We start from the raw sequence: 23,354 nt of genomic DNA, 5'->3' as shown, positions 1-23,354 counted from the left end.
TGCATGAACGGGCCTGCACTGAAGATCAAAATCCAGATTTATTGTGGCGACGAGATCGCCATGGGCCCCGGCAAGGCGGACCTGCTGGACGCGATCGCCAGCGAGGGATCGATTTCCGCGGCGGGGCGCAAACTAAAGATGAGTTATCGCCGCTGCTGGATGCTGGTGGACGTGATGAACCGTTGCTGGGCGCGGCCGCTGGTGCAGACATCGACCGAAGGCGCGGTGCTGACGGAATTGGGGCAGAGCGTGTTGGCGCAGTATCGCGGGCTGCAGAAGGCGGTATCGAGTGCTGCGGGGCGTACGCATTGGCCGGCGCTAGCGGAGCAGTTGAGGGGAGAGCCTTTGCCGGTGCAGGGGTAGGAGCGCTCGACATTCAGCCTGTCGGGGTCTGAAAACGATAGAAGCTCGCGGCTTTTCTCGTCTCAATTTCCGCGCTTCGGTGATCACCATCTTTGAGTATGCTGCGCTCCGATGCTGGAACATCAGGCTATTCGGCGCCTCTGAACTGCATGTCGAGCGGGCCTGTTTACGACAGCGGTGCGAGGGCAGGTCCGGCTATTCCATTCGGCGCATTCACAAAATTTACATGTTGCACCGCACAAAGAAACATGATTCATGAGCATGTCGGCGGAACCGGCGCTTAAGCATTCAGTAACCATGATGGGTGCATGTTCTGCTGATCGACTTGAAGTCGGAGGGCAAGAGCATGGGCACCAATGCAAGACCGGCTGACGGGGCAATCACCCTGGCTGAATTGCGCGAATTCGCCAGTTTCCCGTCTGCCACGCAGCGCTACATCCGCCGATCGCTGGATATCGGCCTCCATCGCCGCGACGCCATGAAGCTGTGGTCGCGCGACATGGTGGAGGAAGCGAGCATCCGCGCGCAGGCCCGCATCTATGGGCGGCTGGATGAGATCAAGGCGCGGGTGCCCGATGACAGCGGGCTCGACCAGATGGAGCCGTTCATGGCGCCGCTGGTGACGATTTCCGCCTTCGACCTGGGTCAGGACAGGCTGTGCAGCTTTTCCTCCTATCGGTTCCTTTACGAGCGGCTGCTGGGGGCGGGGGCCCGGCCGTGGCTGCCCGGAGCTTTCTGCGCGGCGGCGAGCCTGCCGCATCTGCATCCGGAAAAACGCCGGGCGCTGCTGCAGTCGATCAGCGAGGCGGCGGCGACCGCGGTGGGCTGGTCGAACCGCGAGCCGACCTTCTATCCGGAGTGGGTGGAGAAGGTGGATATGAGCAAGGCGAACTGAGTTTGGAGCCTGGCCCACTTTTGGGGGCTGGGGTTTAGATGAGGTTTTGGACGGGGCGCGACGGGCCGAAAGGGCACGTTGCGCTTTTGTCTTTTTGGATGGTCTGAAGACGCTGCGATATTGGGGTCAGGGGGAAACCGACGGGGCAGCGTTCAGCTATGGCCTTCGATAGCGAAGCCAGCCAACATTTCGGCAAGCGCTTCGATACCCTCTTCGCTGCCGTTCAACGCCGCTGTGAGCGCATCCTCCACTTTTGATGCGACGAATTGCGAAGGCCCCGCATAATCGAGCGACCATGTCAGGAAACGCCGGTGGTCATAGGGGCCTTCTGCTATGGTGTGAACATCGCGATGGCGGGGGTCCTGAAGGATGGACCGCTTAAGTTCGGCGATACCTTCAGCAGGGCCTTCAAGATATTGCGCGAACCGCCGGCCGGTAAAAAGCAGTGCGCCCGTAACGCTCAACGACGCATTGCGCGGTATGGAAATATCAACGATTTCCCGGACATGATCTGGAGCGTCAGCATCAATCAGCTGGCTCGTGCTTATATATAACCATCGCTCGAACATGCTCTTGTGGTATACAGCTGTACAAGAGTAGTAAAGGCGAGGCGCAGGTGGGGACCTGTTTGTGCGCCTCGCCTTCCTTCTTGCCGGTCCCCGGGGGAGGAGTCCGGCCGATCGAAGAAGCCCTGTTTACTCCCATTATGGTTAAGCGCGGATTTCGGTCATTCGTCGTAAAAATACGACATCACGCTGGTCAGCCCTCTTAAAGAAGCACGCGCTAGGGGCCGCTCCGTATTGGACGGAGGCGGATTGATGTTTTCTCCTAAAGGCGAAACATTTCAAATCGGAGACAGTGGGGCTGACAACCGTCGGCACCCTCGCAAGACGGTGTTCAAATCCGCATTGCTTTATCCGGTTCTGGAGGAAGCCAGCCTCATCATTTCCAACGTATCGAGTCACGGCATCAGCGGTCGCAGCGCCTTGAACCTGTCCCTGCGACAGCAGGTCCACATAAGCTTCAATGCCGAGGAATTTCTAACCGCCGAAGTGCGATGGACGCATGGTGATCGATGCGGCTTGCTGATGGAAGAGCCGCTATTATGGCTTTCGGGCCAGGATACGCTGATGGAGCATTTGACCGGCGACCAGGAACCAAGGGAGTCGCGCATCACGGTGGACTTGCGGGCCACTTTGGTGACATCGGCGCCCGTCATGGTTGGAACAATTCGGAACATGTCCGCCGAAGGTATGATGATCGAGACCCATGCCTTGAGAGAGGGAACAAGAGTCCTTGTGAAGAGCCGTGACCATAAGGTCCGAATGGGACGCGTCCAATGGTCGAGCGGGGGCATGGTGGGCCTCTTTTTCGAACGAGGGATTTAACAGCCGGTCCAGCCGGGAACCGAAAGCCGATATGCGCGTTCGGGCGCGGGGAGAGATACTAAATCGCCATGACCGCCACGTGCCCTGTCTTCATCGTCCTTAGCGACGGCGACATGCGCCGGGCATTGGTCAAAAAGCTTTCTGCATTAGGCTATCAGCCAACACCTTTCGTGAATGGCAGCGACTTCGTTCAGTCGTTGAGCTTCCTCCCTGCCGGGGTGTGCATCGTGGATCTGGATCTTCCCGATATGAAGGGAACTGCGGTTCTCGAGGATTTGCTTTCCACGCGAAGAGATATTCCCCTCATCATGACATCATCGACGGCTGACATGCGGACGGTCGTCCAAGTCATCAAAAAAGGCGCCGATGATTTCATAGAGCAGCCATTTTCCGACAAGATATTATTGGCGACTATAGAGCAAGCATGTTCACTCGTCCCCGCCAGGGCAGAACGGCACCAGGAAAAAATTCGCGCAAAAAATTGTCTTTAGAGTCTGACAGCCAGGGAAATTGATATCCTGCAAGCTGCACAAACAGAAGCTGACAATAGAGTCATTGCCGATCGCTTTCATCTAACCCTGAGAACGGTGGAGACATATCGCGCACGCATAATGAAAAAATGTGGCGTCAGGCGCTTTTCAGAGGCGGTTTCGATGTGCAGCTTGGTGCGGGAAGATTCGCTGCGATCGTGAGCTGTGTGATGCTGGCGCAATCTGTTGCTGGCTTGGATCGACAGGCTAAGCCGGACCCCGGATCGAGTCCGGGGTGACGAGACGAGGCCATCCAGTCTGCGCTCCGGCGACGGGCGAACATCGATGGCCCGAAACTCTATCCGTTCACGATCGTGCCGCCGTTCGGGTGCAGGACCTGGCCGGACATGTAGCTTGAGTCCTCGCAGGCGAGGAATAGGAAGGCGGGGGCGACTTCGTTGGGTTGGCCGGGGCGGCCCATGGGGACGGATTCGCCGAAATGTTCGAGCTTTTCCGGGCTTGCCCCGCCGCTGGGGTTGAGGGGCGTCCAGATGGGGCCGGGGGCGACGGCGTTGACGCGGATGCCGTCCTTTACCAGATTTTCCGAAAGGCTGCGGGTGAAGGCGGTGATAGCGCCCTTGGTGCTGCTATAGTCCAGCAGTTCCGATGAGCCCTGATACATGGTGACGCTGGTGCAGTTGATGATCGCCGCGCCTTTTTTGAGGTGCGGGCGGGCGGCTTGCGTCAGGAAGAACATGCCGAAAATATTCGTCTGGAAGGTGCGGCGCAGCTGTTCCTCGCTGATGTCGGTAATGTCCTGATCGGGATGCTGTTCACCGGCGTTGTTGACCAGAATGTCGAGCGCGCCGAAGCGATCGATGACCTGTTTGACGGCGCCTTCGCAAAACGCCTTGTCGCCAATGTCACCGGCGATGGTGAGCGCCTGCTGCCCTTCGCCCTCGACGATCTGCGCAGTCTTTTTCGCGTCGTCATGTTCGCAGAGATAGAGGATGGCGACGTCGGCCCCTTCACGGGCGTAGAGGGCGGCGACCGCTCGGCCGATGCCGCTGTCCGCGCCGGTGACGAGTGCGATCTTGCCCGCGAGGCGGCCGGAGCCGGGATAGCGGGGCTCCCATTCGGGCTTGGGTTCGAGCTGGCTTTCGTGGCCGGGGAGGCCGTCTTCGTGGATCATCTCTTCATGTTTGTCGGACATCGCGCATCTCCTTTTTCCCGCCAACACATGGGGAAGGGGATGGTTCAGCGGGATGGGAACTGGCCGCTTCCGATGCTGATTTAGTTAAATGTTCTGCCGGAGGATGGTGTAGCTTTGGTCATGTTCGACGCGCCTTTTGCCGCCTTTGCGCCGCCGGTTCGTGAGGCTGCGCCGCTGCGCCGCGCGATCACGGCCGCCTATCGCCGGGATGAGGCAGAGTGCCTTGGCCCGCTGATCGCCGCTGCTGCGGTGCCCGAGCCGCTGGCGGCGCGCATCCGTGAGACGGCCTATGCCCTGGTATCCGCATTGCGAGCGGGCAGGCGCAACAGCGGCATTGAGGTGCTGGTGCAGGAATATGCGTTGTCCAGCCAGGAGGGCGTGGCGCTGATGTGCCTGGCGGAGGCGCTGCTCCGCATTCCTGACGACAGGACCCGCGACGCGCTGATCCGCGACAAGATCGCTGGCGGGGATTGGGGCGCGCATCTGGGCGGCGGGCGGCCGATGTTCGTCAATGCGGCGACCTGGGGACTGGTGGTGACGGGCAAGCTGGTGGGCAGCATCGACGATCGCGGGCTGGCTGCGGCGCTGACGCGGCTGGTCGCGCGGGCGGGCGAGCCGGTGATCCGCCGCGCCGTCGATCTGGCGATGCGCATGATGGGGGAGCAGTTCGTGACCGGCGAGACGATCGAAGCGGCGCTGGCGCGGGCGCGGCCGATGGAGGCGAAGGGATTTTCCTACAGCTACGACATGCTCGGCGAAGCGGCGGTGACGGCGCGCGAAGCGGCCCGCTATCATGCGGAATATGTGCGCGCCATCCATGCGATCGGCAAGGCGTCGGCAGGGCGCGGCGTCTATGCGGGGCCGGGCATTTCGATCAAGCTGTCCGCCCTGCACCCGCGTTACAGCCGCATGCAGGCGGATCGGGTCATGGCCGAGCTGCTGCCGCGCGTCGCTGAACTCGCGGCGTTGGCCAAAAGCTATGACATGGGGTTCAACATCGACGCGGAGGAGGCGGACCGGCTCGAACTGTCGCTCGATCTGTTCGAAAGCCTGGCGTTCGATCCCGCGCTGGCGGGGTGGAACGGGCTTGGCTTCGTGGTGCAAGGCTATGGGAAGCGCTGCCCTTTCGTGATCGACTGGATCGTCGATCTGGCGGAGCGGTCCGGGCGGCGGATCATGGTCCGGCTGGTGAAGGGCGCCTATTGGGACGCGGAGATCAAGCGCGCGCAGGTCGATGGGCTGGCGGACTATCCGGTTTATACGCGCAAGGTTCATACGGACGTCGCCTATCTTGCCTGCGCGCGGAGGCTGCTGGCGGCGCGCGACCGGGTGTTTCCGCAATTTGCGACGCATAATGCGCAGACGCTGGCGGCCATCTATCATCTTGCCGGGCCGGACTTTGCGCTGGGGGATTGGGAGTTTCAGTGCCTGCATGGGATGGGCGAGCCGCTGTACGAACAGGTGGTGGGTGCGGAGAGGCTGGGTCGGCCGTGCCGCATCTATGCGCCGGTAGGCACGCATGAGACGCTGCTCGCCTATCTCGTTCGGCGCTTGCTGGAGAATGGCGCGAACTCCTCCTTCGTCCATCGCATCGCCGATCCTGCCGTGCCGATTGAAGCGCTTGTCGCCGATCCGGTCGAGCAGGTGCTGGCGATGCCCGATCCGGGCGCACAGCATGAGGGGATCGCTGCGCCGGCCCGCCTGTATCGCGATCGCCTGAATTCGGCCGGTATCGATCTTAGCGATGAGAATGCGCTGGCCGAACTGACGGTGGCGCTGAGGAACAGTGCGCGAATTGCGTGGACGGCGATCCCGGCAGGCGAAACGTCGGCGGCCCGGCCGGTGCTCAACCCCGCCGATCATCGGGATCGGGTGGGAAGCGTGGCCGAGAGTAGGGAAGAGTCTGCGCGTGCAGCCGTGGCGCGGGCGGCGACCAGCCGCTGGGGGGAGAGCCCGGTCATCGAGCGGGCTGCGATCCTGGAGCGGGCGGCGGATGCGCTGCAGGCGCGGATGCCGTTGCTGCTGGGCCTGATCATGCGCGAGGCGGGCAAGTCGCCACCCAACGCGATTGCGGAGGTGCGCGAGGCGATCGATTTCCTGCGCTATTATGCGGAGCAGGCGCGCGCTTCGTTTGGGGCGGCGCAGACGCCGCTGGGGCCAGCCGTCTGCATCAGTCCGTGGAATTTCCCGCTGGCGATCTTCATGGGGCAGGTTGCCGCAACATTGGTTGCGGGCAATCCCGTGTTGGCGAAGCCAGCCGAGGAGACGCCGCTGATCGCCGCCGAGGCGGTGCGGATATTGCATGACGCGGGCGTTCCGGACGACGCGCTTCAGTTGATCTGCGGTGACGGCAGGATCGGGGCGGCGCTGGTTTCAGCGCCGGAGGTTGCCGCTGTTCTGTTCACCGGATCGACCGAGGCGGCGCGTTCGATCCAACGGCAGTTGGCGGCGCGGCTCTCCCCGGCGGGGCGGCCCATTCCGCTGATCGCGGAAACCGGCGGCCAGAATGCGATGATCGTCGATTCCTCGGCGCTGGCCGAACAGGTGGTGGCGGACGTGATCGCATCGGCGTTCGACAGCGCGGGCCAGCGCTGTTCGGCGCTGCGTATCCTGTGCCTGCAGGAGGATGTGGCTGACCGCACGCTGGACATGCTGCATGGCGCGATGGCCGAATTGCGCGTGGGGCGCACGGACAGGCTGGGGGTCGATATAGGGCCGGTCATTACCCGAGAGGCGCAGGCGAAGCTGGAGCAGCATGTGGAGCATATGCGCGCGCGCGGGCATCGGGTGGAGCAGCTTGAACTCGGGGAGGAGGCGGCGCACGGCACATTCGTCCCGCCGACCATCATCCATATTTCACGGATTGCCGATGTGGAGCGGGAAGTGTTCGGGCCGATCCTTCATGTCCTGCGTTTCCGGCGGGAGAGGCTGGATGAGTTGATCGATGCCATCAACGCTACCGGTTACGGCCTGACATTCGGGCTTCACACGCGGCTGGATGGGATGGTCGCGCATGTCACCGGGCGTGTGCGCGCGGGCAATCTCTACGTCAATCGCAACATGATCGGTGCGACCGTCGGCGTGCAACCGTTCGGTGGGCGCGGGCTTTCGGGGACGGGGCCGAAGGCGGGTGGGCCGCTTTATATCAACCGCCTCGTCACGGTTCCGGCCGCGCCTGTGGAGCCTGCGGCGCCCGCCTATGCGCCAATCGGGGCGTTCGCCACCTGGCTGGAGGGCGAAGGGGAGGGCGAGGCGGCCGCCATGGCGCGGCGCTATGCGGACGCGTCGATGCTGGGGGCTTGCCAGATACTCGACGGGCCGGTGGGCGAGAGCAACAGCTATGCGCTGCATTCCCGAGGATGGCTGCTGATGCGGCCTGCGACGCGCGCCGGGTTGCTGGAGCAGATAGCGGCGGTGCTGGCGAGCGGGAATGATGGCGTGATCGAGGGAATGGCGCTGCCTGAGCGTCTGCCGCCTGAACTTGCCGCGCGCTTTTCCGGACCGAGTGACAGGGCGGTGGCGGCGGCGTTGGTCGAGGGTGGACCCGAGCGGATTGTTGAAGTCGCGCGGGAGGTTGCGGCTCGCGATGGAGCGATCGTCCCGGTCCATGCGGCGAGGGGAAAGCCCGACCTCCCCTATGCCATCGACTGGTTGCTGGAAGAGGTTTCGACGTCGATCAACACGACCGCTGCGGGCGGGAATGCGAGCCTGATGATGCTGGATTAATCCGGCTTATCGCTCCGCTCATCCGTGGAATGATGGTGGGCGTGCGAGCCGCAGCCGCAGGTCTTTCGCTTCGGATGCCCGGCGAGCGCCTTGGCTCTCCTTCGCTCATGGCGATTGGGCGCGGTCGATTGACGATCAAGGTCGGCGAAGGAGTCCATTGTCGCTTTCCAGCTTGGCCTTATCGCCAAATGCCCGTCTATGCGGGGAGTTCCGCGCAGGGTCTCGCTCCGGGCAAGTGCGGCGCGATGGAACTTCTCGACACGCCAGGTGCTGCGGCACTGTGAATTGGCTGTTGAAGGATCGCAGATGATAGCGCCACTCGATTGCCTTATCATCGGCGCTGGTCCGGCAGGGCTTACGGCGGCGATTTATCTCGCGCGTTTTCACCTGAAGATCGCAATCGTCGATGCGGGGCACAGTCGGGCCGCCATGATCCCATGCACGCGCAATCATGCGGGCTATCCGGGCGGCATTTCCGGAAAGGAGCTTCTCCAACGCATGCGGGACCAGGCCGCTGAATTTGGCGGCATCGTGACCCATGGCCTGGTCGAGAAATTGGAGAAGGATGGCGACCTCTTCATCGCCCACATAGGGGAGGAGCGCTGGAGCGCGCGGATCATCCTGCTGGCGACGGGCGTGGTGAACAATCGCCCGCCGATCGCGCCGGAAATCCACGATGCCGCTCTTGCTCGCGGACTGCTGCGTTATTGTCCGATCTGTGACGGCTATGAGGTGACGGACCGCCGCGTCGCCGTGATCGGCACGCAGGCGCATGGATCGAATGAAGCCCTGTTTCTGCGGATGTTCACTGCGGATGTCACGCTGATCGCGCCGGACGGCGACCATGCGCTTGTGGAGGCAGAGCGGGAGAAGCTGGAGGAAGCCGGTGTGAAAATGCTGGATGGCCCCTGCGAGCCGCTTCGCATAAATGGTGACGAAATCCTTGTGCCTACCCCGCAAGGGCTGATCGGATATAACGCAGTCTATCCTGCTCTGGGATCGGTCATCCGGTCAGAACTGGCGATGATGCTGGGCGCGGAGGGGACGGAAGACGGCTGCCTGATCGTGGACAATCATCAGCGCACGACCGTCGCCGGGCTCTATGCCGCGGGAGATGTGGCGAAGGGACTGGATCAAATCAGCCACGCCATGGGGGAGGGCGGGGTCGCCGCTACGACGATAAGAAATGATATTGCAGAGACATGCCTGTTGCTGCGCCGGGTCAAATGAAGCTGGTGGAATCCACGCCTGCAAGACTGTTCACGCCCACCAGCAAAATGCTCTGTTCGAACGCGCCGTCGCCATTGGCGTCATAGAAAACCCAGCCGTCGGTAGTTCCGGCGACGAAGGTCACATGATTGACGCCTGCCGTGGCGTTTGCGGCCGACAGCGCGTCGGCAAAGACATTGGTGGCGATCGCGCGCTCGGCATAATCGATCGCCGGTAGGGAGCCGTTCAGGAAGTCGAAATCGATCCTGTCACCTTCGACGGCTTTGAAATCGGTGATCCGGTCATAGCTTGCCGTGTTGAGCGTCGTGTCGCCGCGTTCGAATATGAAGGCGTCGGCTTCGGTGCCGCCGGTCAGCGTATCCTTGCCCACGCCGCCCTTCAAAATGTCGTTCCCCGCCTTGCCGCTCAGCGTGTCAGCGCCAGCTCCGCCGTCGAGCAGATCGTTGCCCGCTCCGCCATCGAGATTGTCGAGGCCGTCTTCGCCATAGAGGAAATCATCGCCTCCATTGCCGGCCAATGTGTCGTTGCCCAGGCCGCCGCGGAGCAGGTTGTTCGCGCCATTGCCGGTGATGGTGTTGGCAAGGTCATTGCCATAACCGTCGCTGGCGGCGCTGCCCGTCAGGTTGAGTTTTTCGACCTCGCTCGTCAGCCGGTAGGTGACCGAGGCGTTGACCTGGTCCGTCCCTTCGCCAGCCAGTTCGATCACCTGGTCGTCATTGCCGGCAATGCCATCGTCCGACCAGCTGTCGACGACATAGATGTCGTTTCCAGCGCCGCCCGTCATGACATCGACACCGGCTCCGCCGTCGAGCAGGTCCTCGCCCTGTCCACCGATCAGCGTGTCCGCGCCGTCGCCGCCATAGAGAGAGTCATTGTCGTCGCCGCCGTCCAGCCGGTCCGCGCCGCCCATCCCCTGTAGCGTATCTGCGCCCAGGCCGCCCTCCAGGGTGTTGGCCGCATCGTTGCCGGTGATGCTGTTGGCGAGATCATTGCCGATGCCGTTGATGGATGCCGACCCGGTCAGCGTCAGCTTTTCCACCTGAGCCGCGAGGCGGTAGCTGACCGAGGCATAGACGAGATCGAGCCCGCCGCCTGCCGCTTCGATGACCTGATCGTCATTGCCGTCGAAACCGTCGTCGGAATAGGTATCGACATAGAAGCTGTCATTGCCGAGGCCGCCGTCCATATAGTCGGCACCGCCACCACCGTCGATGACGTCATTCCCCGCAAGGCCATATATGATGTCGTTGAGCGCCGTGGTCTGATAGCCGAGCACGCTCGTCGTGGGATTGATGACGTTATTGCCCGATGATCCGGTGATCGTCTTGCCTGCTTCGTTGATGTCGGTGACGGTGATCGACAGAAGCTGCTCGTCTATATCGGTGCCGTCGCTTGCCGCCACCACCAGCTGATAGACGCCGTCGCGATCGGCATCGAGGCGATTTTCGAAGTCCGGGGCGTTGGTGAAGCTGAGCGCGCCGGTCAGGGGATTGATCGTGAACAATGCCGCATCCGCCCCGCCGGTGATCGCGAAGTTAGGCGCGGAGCCATCCGCGTCGGACGCCGCCACGATGGTGACCGCGCTCTGGTTTTCCGCGATGCTGATGCTGGCAGATGCGCCGCCGCCGTTGGACGTGATGACCGGCGCGTTGTCATTGGCGTTGGTGATGCTGATCGCCAGCGCCTGCGTGACGGCGTTCGTTCCGTCGCTCGCCTGGACCGTCACATTATAGGTCCGGTCGGCGTTGCTGTCGCTGGGGGCTTCATAATCGGGCGGCGTGACGAAGGACAGCGCCCCTGTTGCGGCGTCGATCGTGAAGCGGGCCGCGTCAGCGCCGCCAGCAATGCTGTAGGTCAGCGCCCCGCCATCTGCGTCCGTCGCGGTGACGAGCGCGGCGGCGAGGCTGTTTTCGGTGATGCTTATCGCCGCTGCCGCTGCTCCGCCGAAGGATGTCAATATGGGGGCGTTGTCGTTGACGTTGGCGATGGTTACGGACAGCGTTTGCCGGTCGTTATTGGCGCCGTCGCTGGCCTGTACGATGACGTCATAGACATTGTTGTGATCCGCGTCGCCGGGTGCTTCGAAGTCGGGAGCGGCCCCGAAGGTCAACTGGCCCGTGGCGGGATCGATGGTGAAGAGAGCGGCGTCTGCGCCGCCGACGATAGCATAGGTGATGGAGGGGCCGTCCGCGTCGGTTGCGGCGACGGTGGTTACTGCCGCCGTATTTTCATCGACCGTAAGGGCCGCGGTTGGGCCGCCGCCATTTGATCCGATCACCGGGGCGAAGCCATCCGCTACGTCACGCACGGTCACGGAGATCGCCTGTTGATCGACGCCGCCATTGCCGTCGCTTGCTGTCACGATCAGGTCGTAGATATTGTCGGCATTGGCGTCGAGCGGGCTTTCGAAATTGGGCGCGGCGATGAAGCGCAAGGCTCCGGTCGCGGCGTCGATCTGAAACAAGGCTGCGTCATCGCCGCCCGCGATGGAGAAGCTGATCGTCTGGCCCGCGTCGGGATCTGTCGCTGCGACGGTGGTCACGGATGCGCTGTTTTCGTCGATCGTGATGGCTGCGGTCGCATTCCCGCCATTCGATATGATGGTGGGGGCATAGTTCAATCCGCCCGAGGGCACCGTCATGTCGGCGAATTGAAAGAATTCCACATTGCGGATGGTCTTCACGCCTTCGGGCGATCCCGACCGCTGGTCGGTGGCGATATAGCTGCCATCGGCTTGCAGGGCGACCAGATAGTCGGCGCGATTGCCGGTGAAGACCAGCGTGTCGATGTCCGCGCTGCCATCGATGAGGTCATTGCCTGCACCAGCGAGAATCCGGTCGTTGCCCGCACCGCCGTGCATATAGTCGTTGCCGGTTCCGCCATCGAGCAGGTCGTCCTCCGTCCCGCCGTAAAGCTCGTCATCGCCAGCGCCGCCGTAAAGCATATCATTGCCAGCATCGCCGCTCAGATTATCGTTGCTGCTGGTGTTGGCATCGTCGCCATAGAGAATGTCATCGCCCGCGCCGCCCGACATGCTGTCGCCGCCAGCCTGGCCATAGAGTATGTCATTTTCAGTGCCGCCCGACATCTTGTCGCTGCCGCGGCCGCCATAGAGAATGTCGTTCCCCGCGCCGCCGTCGATGGTGTCGTCGCCGGAGATATTATTGAAGCCCAGATCATCGCCATAGAGCAGATCGTTGCCAAGCCCTCCGGATATGGTGTCGCTGCCGCGCCAGCCGAAGATGATGTCGTCGCCTGCGTCGCCCTGAAGATTGTCCTTGCCTGCGCCGCCTATGATGACGTCATTGCCTTGCCCGGCCTGGACCAGAACATCCTTCGCATAGTCGATGCCGCCTACGCCGTGGGCGGTGAGATCGATCACATCGTCGCCATCGGCCAGCCAGAATTGCTCGATATTGTCGAACCCTCCGAACCCGCCGGAGATCACGCCATTATTGTAGAAAATGGCGTCGGACAGATTGGAGCCGTAGATGACGTCGGTGCCGGTTCCGCCAAGATATAGATCGGTCGAAATCTGGATGTTGGAAGCGATCAGACGGTAAGGAGCGCCGCTGCCGGTCAGGATGACGGTGTCCCAGCTGAGCTGGGCAAGCACTGCGTCGGGACGCACATAATCGAGGTTCACTAACCGGGTGAAAGCGAAGAACTGATCTTTCTCTGATGTGCCGGTGACGGTCGAACTTCCGGTGATATTGAAAAAGTTCGCCATTCATCCCCCTCCGCCTCAGAAAACTGCCTTGCCATACAGGAGCCCTCCGCCTGTATTTGTCCCCGCACGAACCAAGAGCGTCGCGCGATTTTGTTATACGGACGCACTCAAGCGTCGAGTGGGCATTTGGATGAGGCTATCTAAGAAGGATTAGATGAGTGTCCGGCAGGAGGGCGTCTACACGCCGGGGAGCCGGATCACGCGCTGTTGTAGCTTTAGTCTTCCATGCGTCTTTGTGATTATTACCCGCACAAGCGCGCGCGCCTACGCCGCGGTTTTTCAGCGGCGCCTGTAGCGGAAATACCAGACTTCGTGGCCGATACGGCGGGCCTTGGATTCGTAGCGGGTTTCCGGCCAGCCGCCGGGGCGGTTGAGGAAATCCTTGGGATCGCTGGCCAGCCAGTCGAAGTCGGGGTGGCCGTTCATCACCATCAGCGCCCAGCGCAGATAGACCGGATGGTCCGTGCCGAAGCGGAACTCGCCGCCGGGCTTCAGCTTGCGGGCGATCATCGCGACGGGGCCGGGGTTCATCATGCGGCGCTTGGCGTGGCGCGCCTTTGGCCATGGGTCGGGATGAAGGAGATAGACGAAGCTCAGTGCGCCATCGGGGAGGCGCGAAAGGACCTGCAGCGCGTCGCCCATGTGCAGGCGAATATTGCCGAGGCCCTGGTCGCGGATATGGCCGAGCGCCGTGACGACGCCGTTGAGGAACGGCTCGGCGCCGATGAAGCCATGGTCGGGCAGCAGGTCGGCGCGATAGGCGAGATGCTCGCCGCCGCCGAAGCCGATTTCGAAATGGAGCGGGCGATCATAGCCGAAGAGGTTGGCAGCGGTAATTTCGCCTTCTTCCGGCACGGAAATGGCAGGGAGCAGCGTATCGACGAGTTGCTGCTGGCCCGCGCGGAGCTTGTGGCCCGACTGGCGGCCGTAGAGGCGGTTGAGCGTGGTGGGGTCGCCGGATTTATGCGCGGTCATGGCGGCGCGCTTAGCGGGGCCGGGCGACGGGAGCAAGCATTAGGCCGCGTTGTTGTGCAAGCGTGCCTCCCGCCCCCAAGGTGAGGAGATGCGGGACGGGAGGCACGCAGGGCCACGGCCGGGGCTGCTCGGCCGGGCGATGGCATGCGGTGCGACCGGATGACTCCGTTCCGTCAGTTCAATGGCATTTGACGAAACGGCCTTTGGCGTCTTTGCACGGCCCCTTCTTGGCGAGCGGCTTAGGCGGGCATTTGATGAATTTGCCCTTTGCGTCCTTGCAGGGCGCGGCCAGCGCGGGAGCGGCGCTGCCGGCGAGAAGGGCGATGCAGGCAAGAGCGGATGTCAGAGATCTGGTCATCGGCTGTCTCCTTGAGAGGAGTTGCCGAACCCGACAGGGGTGCGGGTTCGACAGGGAACTTTATGAGCCGCGAGCACGCCGGAAGCTAATGAACTTTTCGTCATGTTGGCGATATGAAAAGCGGCGCGGCGCGAACGGCGTCGGGTGTTCAGGCAAAAACAAAACGGCGCGCAGGGTCTTCCCAGCGCGCCGCTTTTGATAGGATTTTGCCGGATCTTTAGAGTGCGGCCTTGAGCTTTTCGACCAGATCGGTGCGTTCCCAGGGGAAGAACTCGCCTTCGGGCTTGCGGCCGAAATGGCCGTAAGCGGCAGTCGGGCGATAGATGGGCTTGTTGAGGCCGAGATGCGTGCGGATGCCGCGCGGGGTAAGGCCGCCCAGTTCCTTGATCGACTTGATCGCCTCTTCGATCTTCGCGTCATCGAGGCTGCCGGTGCCGTGGGTATCGACATAGAGCGAGAGAGGCTCTGACACGCCGATCGCGTAGGCGAGCTGGATCGTGCAGCGGCGGGCGAGCCCGGCGGCGACGATGTTCTTGGCGAGATAGCGGGTGATATAGGCGGCCGAGCGGTCGACCTTGGTCGGGTCCTTGCCCGAGAAGGCGCCGCCGCCATGGGGCGATGCGCCGCCATAGGTGTCGACGATGATCTTGCGGCCGGTAAGGCCGGCGTCGCCGTCGGGGCCGCCGATTTCGAAGCTGCCGGTCGGGTTGATGTGATAGACGGTTTCGTCGCCGAGCAGCTCGCCGGGGAGCACTTCAGCGATGACGCCCTTCACATAGTCCTTTAGTTCCGCTTCCTTCTCGCCCTCGTCATAGCCCTTGGCATGCTGGGTCGAGACGACGATCGCGGTGGCGGCGGCGGGCTTGCCGTTTTCGAAACGGAGCGTCACCTGGCTCTTGGCGTCGGGTTCAAGGAAGGGCGCGCGGCCGGAATGGCGGTCATGCGCCATCTTGGCGAGGATCTTGTGGCTGTAGTCCAGCGTGGCGGGCATGAGGTCGGGCGTTTCGTCGCAGGCGAAGCCGAACATGATGCCCTGGTCGCCTGCGCCTTCATCCTTGTTGCCGGACGCATCGACGCCCTGCGCGATGTGCGCGGACTGGCCGTGGAGGTTGTTTTCGAAGCGGAAGCTTTCCCAATGGAAGCCGTCCTGCTCGTAACCGATGCGCTTCACCGTTTCGCGGACGGTGCGCTCAATCTCTTCCTGCGCGCCGGGGGCCCACTGGTCATTCTCATAGACGCCCTTGCAGCGGATTTCGCCAGCGAGGACGACGAGCTGGGTCGTGGTCAGCGTTTCGCAGGCGATGCGGGCTTCGGGGTCCTTGGACAGGAACAGATCGACGATGGCGTCGGAAATCTGGTCCGCGACCTTGTCGGGATGGCCTTCGGAAACCGATTCCGAGGTGAAGAGATAGTTGTTGCGCATAGGACTCCCGTTAACACGCTTGGGTCTGAGGCGATATAAAGAAAAGTTTATGTGCCCTATTAGCGGGTCGTGCGGCGAGTGGCAATGGCCAGTCCGGCGAGCAGTGCCATGAACAGGAAGGATGCCCAATTGCCGAGCCGCGCGAAGGGCGTGGGCGGCAGAACGGAAGGCAGCGTGCTGTCGAGGAACCCGGCGCGGTAGAGGCCCAGCGCATGGAGAACATGCCCGCGGGCGTCGATGACGGCGGACACGCCGGTCGGGGTGGATCGGACGATCGGGATGCCTTCCTCGATCGCGCGCAGGCGGGCTTGGGCGAGGTGCTGGACCGGGCCCCAGCTGCCGAACCAGGCGTCGTTGGAGGGGTTGAAGAGGAAGGCGGGACGGTTCTTCGCGTCGATCACCTGGCCTGAGAATATGATCTCATAGCAAATCTGGACGCCCATCTTGAGCTGGGGGCGGCCGAGCGTGGCGGGGAGGGTCAGGCTCTGCGGGCCGGGGCCGGGCCAGAAATCGGCGTCTCCGGGCACGAGGCGGGACAGGCCGATCGGCTGGAGGATGGCGCGCATCGGCAGATATTCGCCATAGGGGACCAGGTGCGACTTGTCATAGCGGCCAAGCAACTGCGCCTGGGGCGAGACGATGAAGAGGCTGTTGTTCGCGCCTGCGAGCGCGTTGGTGGTGACGCCGCCTTCTTCGACCCGCTTGAAATAGACCTTGGTAGCGCCGGTCATCAGCAGATCGCCGGGACCGAGCAAGGAGGCTAGGCGGCCGCGCCATTGCGGTTCCATGTCGAGATAGGCGGGGATGGCGGCTTCGGGCCAGAAGATGAGGCGCGGGGCGGGGCGAGGCTCTCCGGACAGCCGCGCCAGGGTGCGGAAGTGCGCCTCTTCCAGTTCGGGGGAGTATTTTTCGTCCTGCCCGATATTGGGCTGAACCACGCGGATGCGGGGTGCGCCTGCAGGCGTTGGGGGAGCGGGCGTGAGCAGGCCCCAGAGCGCGAGGACGCAGAGCGGAAGCGAGATCGCGGCGGCGGGGGTCCAGTGGCGGCGGAGGGCGAGGAGGATGGCTCCGGCGGCTAGGATGGCGAGCGCACCAAGGCCATAGGTGCCGATGAGGGCGGCGGCGATGGCCATGCCGGTGGGGAGGAGGGTGACGCCGAGCGGGTTCCAGGCGAAGCCGGTGAAGACAATGGCGCGGAGATATTCGCTGGCGATCCAGCAGGCGGCGAAGAGGAGGGTGAGGGAGAGGGCGCTGCGCTCGCTCCGCTCGCGGCCCACCCCGGGCCCCTCCCGTAAACGGGAGGGGAGATTTTTGGTAAGCCACCAGGCCGCCAAGGTCGCGAGGCCCGGATAGACGGCGAGATAGAGGGAGAGGAGGACCACCGCGCCATAGCCGAACCAGTGGGGCATGGCGTCCTGGAAGCTGAAGGCGTGGGCGATCCAGTTGAGGCCGAGGGTGAAATAGCCAAGGCCGAACAGCCAGCCGCGGGTGAAGGCGGCGCGGCGATCGGGCGCGCGTTCGATGAGCCAGAGGAGCAGCGCGAAACAGGCGAGAGTGACGGGCCAGAGCTTCAGCGGCTCAAAACCCGTCGCCGACAGAAAGCCTGCGAGCAGGGCGGCGAGCTTTGGAAAGCGGTCCGGAACAGCCTTCATCGGGGAGCGGATCAGCGCAGGGTTGCCATGGTGGCGTGGCTGCACTTGTCGCTCTTATGCCCACCGCCGGACAACATCGAGGCAGCGATGAATCCTCCCACCACCAAGATCAGGAAGGCGGCGGAGAGGAGGCCGAGATATTTTTCGATGAACGCCTTTATCGGGCGGCCGAACTTCCAGAAGAGGAAGCCGACCAGCATGAACTGGAAGGCGCGGGAGATGATGCTGGCCCAGAGGAAGGTGAAGAGCGACAGGCCGATGAAGCCCGCCGTGATGGTAATGAGCTTGAAGGGGATGGGCGTCGCGCCCTTCACCAGGATGATCTCCGCCCCATAATCGCGCAGATAGCAGGCGGCGACCGGGAACTTCGCGGCGAGGCCGAGGGCGTGCAGGATCTGCTGGCCGACCGCTTCATAGAGGAAATGGCCGATCGCATAGCCGAGCAGGCCGCCAAGTACCGACGCGATGGTGCAGATGATGCCGAAGCGGATCGCCCGTTCCGGCCGGGCAAGGCACATGAGGCCTAGCAGCGGGTGCGGGGGGATGGGGAAGAAGCTGGATTCCATAAAGGAAATGACGAAAAGCCAGCGTTCGGCATGGGCGTGGGCGGCTTTCGCCAGCGTCCATTGATAGAGCTTGGTGAGCATCGGGGGCGGGCCTAGCGGAGATTGAAACCGACCGCCAGCGCTTTCGATTTCGTGGCAGAGCGAAAGGGTTGATCCGTTGTTTGGGCGGCGTAGAATCGAGCGTAGAGGAGAAAAATTCATGCTGGGCATGGGAGAGGGCGGGTGCCCGTTCGAGTTCAACACGGACCCCGCGACCTTCAAGGTAGGCGACGCGGTGAGTTATCGCGTGACGGGAAGCCTGGCGGGCATGCCTTTTGCAGGCGTGCTGCTGGAGGTGCATGACGATCATGTCGTGCTGACGTCCGACGAGCAGGACCCGGTGAGCCGGATGCGGGCGACCCGCGAAAGCCGTCCACTCGTCCGAGAGGAAGATGTGTGCTGACGCGACGGCGTTGACGGACGGGTGACGTCTGGGCAAGACCCACTTCCCCGCTCAGCAGCCCGGCCGGTTTTCACCCTGTGACATTTTCTTCCCCATCATGGTCCAGGCTGCGCGAGCGCGGCGGGGGGGTGCTGTTCGCGCTGGGGCTGAACGGGCTGTTGCTGCTGGCGTTGCTGACTATGGCGCCGCAGCTGGAGCAGCGGGTGGAGGATCCGCGCAATCCCGTGACCTTCGAAATGGCGCCAGCGCCAGCCAAACAGGAGGCGCGCGCGGAGAAGAGCAAGGAGAGGCGGAAGGAGAAGGCGGCTGCGGCGTCCCCCGCTCCGCCGAAACCGACGCCGCCGGTGAAAAGGCCCAAGGACCTGGAGAAGCTTGTCCTGCCGTCGCCCATGCCCTTCCTGGAGATGGACAGCATGCAAATGGCGGCGGCGGACATTGGGAAGATACCGAAAAAGGACGCTGGCGAAGGTGCGTCCGGTCAGGGCAACAGCAGCATGGCGGCGGGGCCGGGCGAAGGCCCCGGCGGCGTGCAGCTGTTCGAGGCGGAATGGTACAGGCGGCCGAGCCCTGCCGAACTGGCGACCTACATTCCGGCCACTGCGCCGGGCGATGGCTGGGGCCTGGTGGCGTGCAAGACGGTCGAGAATTTCCGCGTCGAAAACTGCCAGGCGCTGGGCGAATCGCCGCAGGGGTCGGGCTTTGCCCGGGCGGTGCGGCTCGCCGCATGGCAATTTCTGGTGCGGCCGCCACGGGTGAACGGCAAGCCGATGATCGGCAGTTGGGTCCGCATCCGGATCGATTACAGCCGCAAGCCGGCGGACAGCGGCGCGGCGGGCATGTGAATTAGGTTGCGTTTCGATACTTAAACGGCATGATGCCTCCCGTTTATCATCAGGGAGGAACATCATGATCATTTACGGCGCGCGCCCATCGCCCTTTGTGCGGAAGGTCATCATCTTCGCCGAAGAAAAGGGGCTGGCAATCGAGGTGCAACCCGGTGGTTTCGGGCGGGGCGGGGACATTTTTGCAAAGGCATCTCCCTTCGGCAAGATACCCGCTTTCCAGGATGGCGATTTCCTGATCAGCGACAGCACGGCCATCATAACCTATATGGATGCCGTTCAACCCGAGCCCAACCTGATCCCGATGGAGCCCAAGACGCGGGCGCGGACGATCTGGTATGAGGAATTTGGCGACACGATCGTGCAGGCGGCGGGCATGCCGATCTTCTTCAACCGCATGGTCGCGCCCTTGCTGGGCCTGCCGCAGGATCTGGCGGCGGCCGAGAAATCCGAGGCGGAAGCATTGCCGCGGGCGCTCGACTATCTGGAGAATATCTTGCCGGAGAGCGGCTTTCTGGTGGAGGATCGCTTTACCTTGGCCGATATCGCGGTGGCCTCTCCGCTGATTAACATCGGCTATTGCAGCAAGCTGGTCGTGGAAGGACGCTGGCCGAAGGTGGAACAATGGGTAGAGCAGATGCGTGCGCGGCCGAGTTTTGCGAGCGCCCTGGCGGCGGAGGCGACCCAGATCGAACGGATGAAGGCAAGCTGATATAACCTATTTGGAACATTTATCTTGACATCGTCACGCTGTTCTGGCAGCAATGTCGATATTGGGAATTGTGAGTCGCCACAGCGGCGGCGCGGCAAGGGCTGGTCCGGTTGGGTCGGCCCTTTTTATTGGGGGTCAGGCATGGCGGGGAAGGATGAGGCGGGCCCGGTGCGGCGCTTTTCAGGCAAGGCGAGCGACGCGCCGGACCGCATGCTGAAGGTGCAGCACAGTCAACGCGGCGCGGCGGGGAGCGGTGCGCAGCTACGGGCCGTCCGCAAGGATGGATGGACGGCGGAGCGGCGCAAAATCTTCATGGAGACGCTGGCCGCCACCTGCAACGTCAGCGAGGCGGCGCGGGTCGCGGGCAAGAACCTGTCGAGCGCCTATTATCAGAAGCGGCGTGATCCGGGCTTTGCGCGGGAATGGGCGCAGGCGCTGAACATCGGTTATGCCGAACTGGAGGCGCTGCTGTTGCGCCAGTCGCTGTTCGGCACCGAGGAAGAAGAGGTGACGCTGGACGCGGAGGGCATGGTGAAGAGCCGCAAGGTGAAGCGGGGGCATCCCAATGCCGTGGCTGTCCGGCTGCTGGTGCAGCATCGGCGTGAGGCGGGCGACAGGCGCTCTGCCGACGAGGCGGATCGGCCGGATGGCGAGGATGCGGTCGAGCGGTTGCGCAAGGCGCTGGAGATGGTGCGGGAGAGGAGTGGGGTGGGGTGAGATGAGGTTATTTTTACCCGTCATATCGGCGGGAGGCTGCATCTGGATTGGGATGGGCGGTCGCCTATGAGATCCCAGCTTTCGCTGGGATGACGGGGTTGGAGTGGATTGCGAACGCCGCACAGCCGACCCCGCTGCGACTAAGCCTCACCTGCGGTTCGGCAAGTCTCGCTCCCCTCCCGCTTGCGGGAGGATCGATCAGAGGCACGTGACTTTGATCGAGGGGTGGGCTGGCGCAATGTCGGAACTTGGCCGTTAGCCAACAACTCTACCGTCATGCCGGCCTTGAGCCGGCATCCCGCTTCTTCTGATCGGCAATGTTAAGCGGGATCCCGGATCACCGGGGTGACGAAGCTGTTTGAGATTATCGACCCGTTTCCGGCGCGTAGCGCAGGTGGAGGAGGGGGTAAGGGCGGCCTTGACCGTCGCGGTCGGAGCGGCCGGTACGGGCGAAGCCCATGCGTTCGTAGAAGGTGAGCGCGCCCTCATTCTGTTCGTTCACGTCGGTGGTCATGGCGGGATGGAGCGCGAGGCCATGTTCGACGAGCGAGCGGCCGACGCCTTTGCCGTGCCAGTCGGGATCGATGAAGAGCGCGTCCATGTGCGTGCCGTCGATCAGCATGAAGCCGACGGCGCGGTCGTCCGCGTCGGTAGCGAGCCAGGCGGCGGATTGGGGAAGGAAAGCGGACACTTCCTGATCGATCGCCTGGCGATCGGTGGCTTCAAGAAAGTCATGGGTAGCATCTACGGCGCGGCGCCAGATGTCGAGGAGGCGGGCGCCATCGGCGGCGCGGGCGGGACGGATAGAGATCATGGGCACGCATATAGCGACGAAGCGGCGCGAACGAAGGGGCGGGCGACGGAACAAAGGCTGAGCGCGGCGAGGGGAGCAAGGCCAAATGGGTGGCATTTCGGATTTTGAGCGGCTGGCGACATTGCCGGACGAGGCGCGTGAGCGGGTGCTGGTCGGGCTGAATGGCGCGGCGGCGCAGGCCCTGGCGCATGATTGGGAGTGGCTGGCGCGGCCGGAACAGCTTGCTCCCGCCGGAGATTGGCGCATCTGGTTGATGATGGCGGGGCGCGGCTTTGGGAAGACGCGGGCCGGGGCGGAGTGGGTGCGCCATATCGCGGAGGGCGACGGGACGGCGCGGATCGCGCTGGTCGGCGCGACGCTGGGCGAGGCGCGCAGCGTGATGGTGGAGGGGCCTTCCGGCCTGCTGGCGGTTGCGCCATGGTGGAACCGGCCCGTCTTCTCGCCCGCGTTGCGGCGGCTGATCTGGCCCAATGGGGCTATGGCGATCCTTTTTGGTGCGGCGGAGGCGGAATCGCTGCGCGGGCCGCAGTTCAGCCATGGCTGGGCCGACGAGATCGCCAAATGGCCGAATGGGGAGGCGGCTTGGGACAATTTGATGATGGGGATGCGATTGGGAACGCGCCCGCGCCTGTTGGCGACCACGACGCCGCGCCCGGTGCCGTTGGTGCGCGGGCTGGTGGCGCGGAGTGGCGCTGACGTTGTCGTCACGCGCGGGCGAACGGCGGACAATGTCGCGAACCTGGCGGAAGGCTTCGTGGCGGCGATGGAGCAGAATTATGGCGCGACGCGACTGGGGCGGCAGGAACTGGACGGCGAGCTGATCGCCGAGGTTGAAGGCGCGCTCTGGACCCGCGATCTGCTGGAGCGGTGCCGGGTGGTGCATGTGCCGGGGCGCGAGGATGGCGAGGCGTTGCTGTCGCGCGTGGTCGTGGGCGTCGATCCGCCTGCTTCGGCGCATGGCGATGCGTGCGGGATCGTCGTGGTGGGGCTTGGGCCTGATGGGCGCGCTTATGTAATTGCCGATGCGAGTGTCGAGAAGGCGACGCCGGAAGGATGGGCGCGCGCTGTCGCTTATGCGGCGGCTCTACATGGGGCGGATCGGGTGATTGCCGAGGCCAATAATGGCGGGGCGATGGTGGAGAGCGTGCTGCGCGCGGCGGAAGCGGCGCTGCCGGTGCGGCTGGTGCATGCGAGCCGGGGAAAGGCGGCGCGGGCTGAGCCGGTCGCGGCACTGTATGAGGCCGGACGGGTGCGGCATCGCGGGGCTTTCTGGGCTTTGGAGGATGAGATGTGCGGGCTGGTGGCCGGCGGCGGCTATGTGGGACCTGGAAGGTCGCCGGATCGGGCGGATGCGTTGGTGTGGGCGCTGACGGAGTTGATGCTGGGGCGGCGCGGGGATGCGCGGGTGCGGGCGGTTTGAGGAACCGCGCCGCACGGCACTGCGTATTATCCTGGGTCAATTTTCCGAGGAGTGAAGGCAAATGAAGCTGGCCAAATTCATGATGATAGCTGCTGGCGCGACGCTGGTTGCGACGCCGGTCATGGCTGCCTCCCTCAATGGCAAGGAACGGGCCCGGGTGGCTCGGGCAGCACCGCGTGACCGGGATGAGGTGCGCTATTGCCTGTTGCAGGCGAAGAAGGGGCGGGATCGCGGGACGGTGATTGGCGCGGCCGGTGGTGCTGGCGTTGGGGCGCTGGCTGGCGGGAATTTGGGTGAGTCCTTGCTGGCGGGCGCTGCTGGGGCTGTGGCTGGGCGTGTGATCGGGAAGAGTGAGGGGACGAACGCGGCCTGTGATCGGGTGTTGGCGCGGAATCCGTAGGGCGGTTCCCCTCTCCAA

Annotated in this window: 23 protein-coding genes; 14 read left to right on the top strand and 9 right to left on the bottom strand. The window is 63.6% G+C overall.

Annotated features, from left to right (window positions below; genetic code table 11):
• Nucleotides 1-3 precede the first annotated feature (3 nt).
• Both ACFO3E_RS20275 and ACFO3E_RS20270 read left to right on the top strand, forming a co-directional pair.
• The gene (locus ACFO3E_RS20275; protein ID WP_066527512.1) at nt 4-363 is read left to right on the top strand and encodes a winged helix-turn-helix domain-containing protein; all 360 of its coding nucleotides are present in this window, start codon (nt 4-6) and stop codon (nt 361-363) included.
• Between the two features lie 346 nt (nt 364-709).
• Nucleotides 710-1,258, top strand: coding sequence for a hypothetical protein (locus tag ACFO3E_RS20270; protein WP_066529267.1), 549 nt, complete (start codon nt 710-712; stop codon nt 1,256-1,258).
• 152 nt (nt 1,259-1,410) lie between these two features.
• Here the strand turns inward: ACFO3E_RS20270 and ACFO3E_RS20265 are convergent, their stop codons facing one another.
• Entirely contained in the window at nt 1,411-1,827 is a 417-nt protein-coding gene (locus ACFO3E_RS20265; RefSeq protein ID WP_066527522.1) for a BLUF domain-containing protein, read from the bottom strand.
• A 231-nt stretch (nt 1,828-2,058) separates the two neighbouring features.
• Here ACFO3E_RS20265 and ACFO3E_RS20260 point away from each other — a divergent pair, with 231 nt between their 5' ends.
• The 3 genes from ACFO3E_RS20260 (at nt 2,059) to ACFO3E_RS20250 (ending at nt 3,338) form a co-directional block, all read left to right on the top strand.
• Entirely contained in the window at nt 2,059-2,646 is a 588-nt protein-coding gene (locus ACFO3E_RS20260; protein ID WP_380807147.1) for a PilZ domain-containing protein, read from the top strand.
• A 68-nt stretch (nt 2,647-2,714) separates the two neighbouring features.
• Nucleotides 2,715-3,137, top strand: a complete 423-nt coding sequence (locus tag ACFO3E_RS20255) for a response regulator transcription factor (RefSeq protein WP_380807144.1) — start codon at nt 2,715-2,717, stop codon at nt 3,135-3,137.
• Between the two features lie 3 nt (nt 3,138-3,140).
• The gene (locus ACFO3E_RS20250; protein ID WP_380807199.1) at nt 3,141-3,338 is read left to right on the top strand and encodes a response regulator transcription factor; all 198 of its coding nucleotides are present in this window, start codon (nt 3,141-3,143) and stop codon (nt 3,336-3,338) included.
• Between the two features lie 136 nt (nt 3,339-3,474).
• Here ACFO3E_RS20250 and ACFO3E_RS20245 read toward each other — a convergent pair whose 3' ends face one another.
• Nucleotides 3,475-4,329, bottom strand: a complete 855-nt coding sequence (locus tag ACFO3E_RS20245) for a glucose 1-dehydrogenase (protein WP_066527531.1) — start codon at nt 4,327-4,329, stop codon at nt 3,475-3,477.
• 120 nt (nt 4,330-4,449) lie between these two features.
• On the opposite strand from ACFO3E_RS20245, the gene putA reads away from it, so the two are divergent.
• From putA to ACFO3E_RS20230, 3 genes are read left to right on the top strand one after another with little or no spacing between them, the layout of a single operon-like run.
• On the top strand, nt 4,450-8,055 hold the full coding sequence (putA, locus tag ACFO3E_RS20240) for a trifunctional transcriptional regulator/proline dehydrogenase/L-glutamate gamma-semialdehyde dehydrogenase (protein ID WP_066527534.1): 3,606 nt from the start codon (nt 4,450-4,452) through the stop codon (nt 8,053-8,055).
• 29 nt (nt 8,056-8,084) lie between these two features.
• Nucleotides 8,085-8,339, top strand: a complete 255-nt coding sequence (locus ACFO3E_RS20235; protein WP_066527537.1) for a hypothetical protein — start codon at nt 8,085-8,087, stop codon at nt 8,337-8,339.
• A 22-nt stretch (nt 8,340-8,361) separates the two neighbouring features.
• Nucleotides 8,362-9,285 (top strand): NAD(P)/FAD-dependent oxidoreductase, encoded by a 924-nt coding sequence (locus tag ACFO3E_RS20230; protein WP_066529276.1) that lies wholly within the window; start codon nt 8,362-8,364, stop codon nt 9,283-9,285.
• Here the strand turns inward: ACFO3E_RS20230 and ACFO3E_RS20225 are convergent.
• The 6 genes from ACFO3E_RS20225 to ACFO3E_RS20200 all read right to left on the bottom strand — a co-directional run bounded on the left by ACFO3E_RS20225 (nt 9,278) and on the right by ACFO3E_RS20200 (nt 18,070).
• Nucleotides 9,278-13,015, bottom strand: a complete 3,738-nt coding sequence (locus ACFO3E_RS20225) for a beta strand repeat-containing protein (protein WP_380807139.1) — start codon at nt 13,013-13,015, stop codon at nt 9,278-9,280. The genes ACFO3E_RS20230 and ACFO3E_RS20225 overlap by 8 nt on opposite strands.
• A gap of 279 nt (nt 13,016-13,294) precedes the next feature.
• Nucleotides 13,295-13,990: a tRNA (guanine(46)-N(7))-methyltransferase TrmB gene (gene trmB / locus ACFO3E_RS20220; protein ID WP_066527540.1), complete on the bottom strand. Its 696-nt coding sequence runs from the start codon at nt 13,988-13,990 to the stop codon at nt 13,295-13,297.
• 178 nt (nt 13,991-14,168) lie between these two features.
• Complete coding sequence (locus ACFO3E_RS20215; protein ID WP_066527542.1) at nt 14,169-14,348, bottom strand: hypothetical protein; 180 nt, start codon at nt 14,346-14,348, stop codon at nt 14,169-14,171.
• Between the two features lie 217 nt (nt 14,349-14,565).
• The gene (gene metK, locus ACFO3E_RS20210; RefSeq protein WP_066527544.1) at nt 14,566-15,771 is read right to left on the bottom strand and encodes a methionine adenosyltransferase; all 1,206 of its coding nucleotides are present in this window, start codon (nt 15,769-15,771) and stop codon (nt 14,566-14,568) included.
• A 59-nt stretch (nt 15,772-15,830) separates the two neighbouring features.
• Nucleotides 15,831-17,423, bottom strand: coding sequence for an apolipoprotein N-acyltransferase (lnt, locus tag ACFO3E_RS20205; RefSeq protein WP_066527547.1), 1,593 nt, complete (start codon nt 17,421-17,423; stop codon nt 15,831-15,833).
• A gap of 11 nt (nt 17,424-17,434) precedes the next feature.
• Complete coding sequence (locus ACFO3E_RS20200; RefSeq protein ID WP_066527549.1) at nt 17,435-18,070, bottom strand: YqaA family protein; 636 nt, start codon at nt 18,068-18,070, stop codon at nt 17,435-17,437.
• A 118-nt stretch (nt 18,071-18,188) separates the two neighbouring features.
• Here ACFO3E_RS20200 and ACFO3E_RS20195 point away from each other — a divergent pair, with 118 nt between their 5' ends.
• The 4 genes from ACFO3E_RS20195 (at nt 18,189) to ACFO3E_RS20180 (ending at nt 20,702) form a co-directional block, all read left to right on the top strand.
• Nucleotides 18,189-18,431, top strand: a complete 243-nt coding sequence (locus tag ACFO3E_RS20195) for a hypothetical protein (protein ID WP_066527552.1) — start codon at nt 18,189-18,191, stop codon at nt 18,429-18,431.
• 77 nt (nt 18,432-18,508) lie between these two features.
• Nucleotides 18,509-19,273 carry a hypothetical protein gene (locus ACFO3E_RS20190; protein ID WP_225870540.1) on the top strand — a complete coding sequence of 255 codons (765 nt, stop codon included), beginning with the start codon at nt 18,509-18,511 and terminating at the stop codon, nt 19,271-19,273.
• Nucleotides 19,274-19,337: 64 nt separating this feature from the next.
• Complete coding sequence (locus tag ACFO3E_RS20185) at nt 19,338-19,985, top strand: glutathione S-transferase family protein (RefSeq protein ID WP_066527556.1); 648 nt, start codon at nt 19,338-19,340, stop codon at nt 19,983-19,985.
• A 141-nt stretch (nt 19,986-20,126) separates the two neighbouring features.
• Nucleotides 20,127-20,702 carry a hypothetical protein gene (locus tag ACFO3E_RS20180; protein WP_380807134.1) on the top strand — a complete coding sequence of 192 codons (576 nt, stop codon included), beginning with the start codon at nt 20,127-20,129 and terminating at the stop codon, nt 20,700-20,702.
• Between the two features lie 364 nt (nt 20,703-21,066).
• Here ACFO3E_RS20180 and ACFO3E_RS20175 read toward each other — a convergent pair whose 3' ends face one another.
• Nucleotides 21,067-21,516, bottom strand: coding sequence for an acetyltransferase (locus ACFO3E_RS20175; protein ID WP_066527560.1), 450 nt, complete (start codon nt 21,514-21,516; stop codon nt 21,067-21,069).
• A gap of 85 nt (nt 21,517-21,601) precedes the next feature.
• On the opposite strand from ACFO3E_RS20175, the gene ACFO3E_RS20170 reads away from it, so the two are divergent.
• Complete coding sequence (locus tag ACFO3E_RS20170) at nt 21,602-22,936, top strand: DNA-packaging protein (protein WP_066527562.1); 1,335 nt, start codon at nt 21,602-21,604, stop codon at nt 22,934-22,936.
• Nucleotides 22,937-22,997: 61 nt separating this feature from the next.
• Nucleotides 22,998-23,336 (top strand): hypothetical protein, encoded by a 339-nt coding sequence (locus ACFO3E_RS20165; protein ID WP_066527570.1) that lies wholly within the window; start codon nt 22,998-23,000, stop codon nt 23,334-23,336.
• Nucleotides 23,337-23,354: the final 18 nt, after the last annotated feature.

It is taken from the genome of Sphingobium tyrosinilyticum, assembly GCF_042654265.1.
GTDB lineage: Bacteria > Pseudomonadota > Alphaproteobacteria > Sphingomonadales > Sphingomonadaceae > Sphingobium > Sphingobium tyrosinilyticum.
The sequence above is the reverse complement of the archived record's forward strand: the minus strand, read 5'-3'. Positions and strand labels throughout refer to the sequence as shown.

What these genes read in the sequence shown, in the direction of transcription:
- ACFO3E_RS20195 (WP_066527552.1), top strand. Translation starts at nt 18,189, where the DNA reads ATGCTGGGCATGGGAGAGGGCGGGTGCCCGTTCGAGTTCAACACGGAC.
- ACFO3E_RS20200 (WP_066527549.1), bottom strand. Translation starts at nt 18,070, where the DNA reads ATGCTCACCAAGCTCTATCAATGGACGCTGGCGAAAGCCGCCCACGCC.
- ACFO3E_RS20225 (WP_380807139.1), bottom strand. Translation starts at nt 13,015, where the DNA reads ATGGCGAACTTTTTCAATATCACCGGAAGTTCGACCGTCACCGGCACA.
- ACFO3E_RS20170 (WP_066527562.1), top strand. Translation starts at nt 21,602, where the DNA reads ATGGGTGGCATTTCGGATTTTGAGCGGCTGGCGACATTGCCGGACGAG.
- ACFO3E_RS20255 (WP_380807144.1), top strand. Translation starts at nt 2,715, where the DNA reads ATGACCGCCACGTGCCCTGTCTTCATCGTCCTTAGCGACGGCGACATG.
- ACFO3E_RS20180 (WP_380807134.1), top strand. Translation starts at nt 20,127, where the DNA reads ATGGCGGGGAAGGATGAGGCGGGCCCGGTGCGGCGCTTTTCAGGCAAG.
- ACFO3E_RS20165 (WP_066527570.1), top strand. Translation starts at nt 22,998, where the DNA reads ATGAAGCTGGCCAAATTCATGATGATAGCTGCTGGCGCGACGCTGGTT.
- ACFO3E_RS20235 (WP_066527537.1), top strand. Translation starts at nt 8,085, where the DNA reads ATGATGGTGGGCGTGCGAGCCGCAGCCGCAGGTCTTTCGCTTCGGATG.
- ACFO3E_RS20175 (WP_066527560.1), bottom strand. Translation starts at nt 21,516, where the DNA reads ATGATCTCTATCCGTCCCGCCCGCGCCGCCGATGGCGCCCGCCTCCTC.
- ACFO3E_RS20270 (WP_066529267.1), top strand. Translation starts at nt 710, where the DNA reads ATGGGCACCAATGCAAGACCGGCTGACGGGGCAATCACCCTGGCTGAA.
- ACFO3E_RS20275 (WP_066527512.1), top strand. Translation starts at nt 4, where the DNA reads ATGAACGGGCCTGCACTGAAGATCAAAATCCAGATTTATTGTGGCGAC.
- metK (WP_066527544.1), bottom strand. Translation starts at nt 15,771, where the DNA reads ATGCGCAACAACTATCTCTTCACCTCGGAATCGGTTTCCGAAGGCCAT.
- lnt (WP_066527547.1), bottom strand. Translation starts at nt 17,423, where the DNA reads ATGAAGGCTGTTCCGGACCGCTTTCCAAAGCTCGCCGCCCTGCTCGCA.
- putA (WP_066527534.1), top strand. Translation starts at nt 4,450, where the DNA reads ATGTTCGACGCGCCTTTTGCCGCCTTTGCGCCGCCGGTTCGTGAGGCT.
- ACFO3E_RS20230 (WP_066529276.1), top strand. Translation starts at nt 8,362, where the DNA reads ATGATAGCGCCACTCGATTGCCTTATCATCGGCGCTGGTCCGGCAGGG.
- trmB (WP_066527540.1), bottom strand. Translation starts at nt 13,990, where the DNA reads ATGACCGCGCATAAATCCGGCGACCCCACCACGCTCAACCGCCTCTAC.
- ACFO3E_RS20185 (WP_066527556.1), top strand. Translation starts at nt 19,338, where the DNA reads ATGATCATTTACGGCGCGCGCCCATCGCCCTTTGTGCGGAAGGTCATC.
- ACFO3E_RS20215 (WP_066527542.1), bottom strand. Translation starts at nt 14,348, where the DNA reads ATGACCAGATCTCTGACATCCGCTCTTGCCTGCATCGCCCTTCTCGCC.
- ACFO3E_RS20245 (WP_066527531.1), bottom strand. Translation starts at nt 4,329, where the DNA reads ATGTCCGACAAACATGAAGAGATGATCCACGAAGACGGCCTCCCCGGC.
- ACFO3E_RS20265 (WP_066527522.1), bottom strand. Translation starts at nt 1,827, where the DNA reads ATGTTCGAGCGATGGTTATATATAAGCACGAGCCAGCTGATTGATGCT.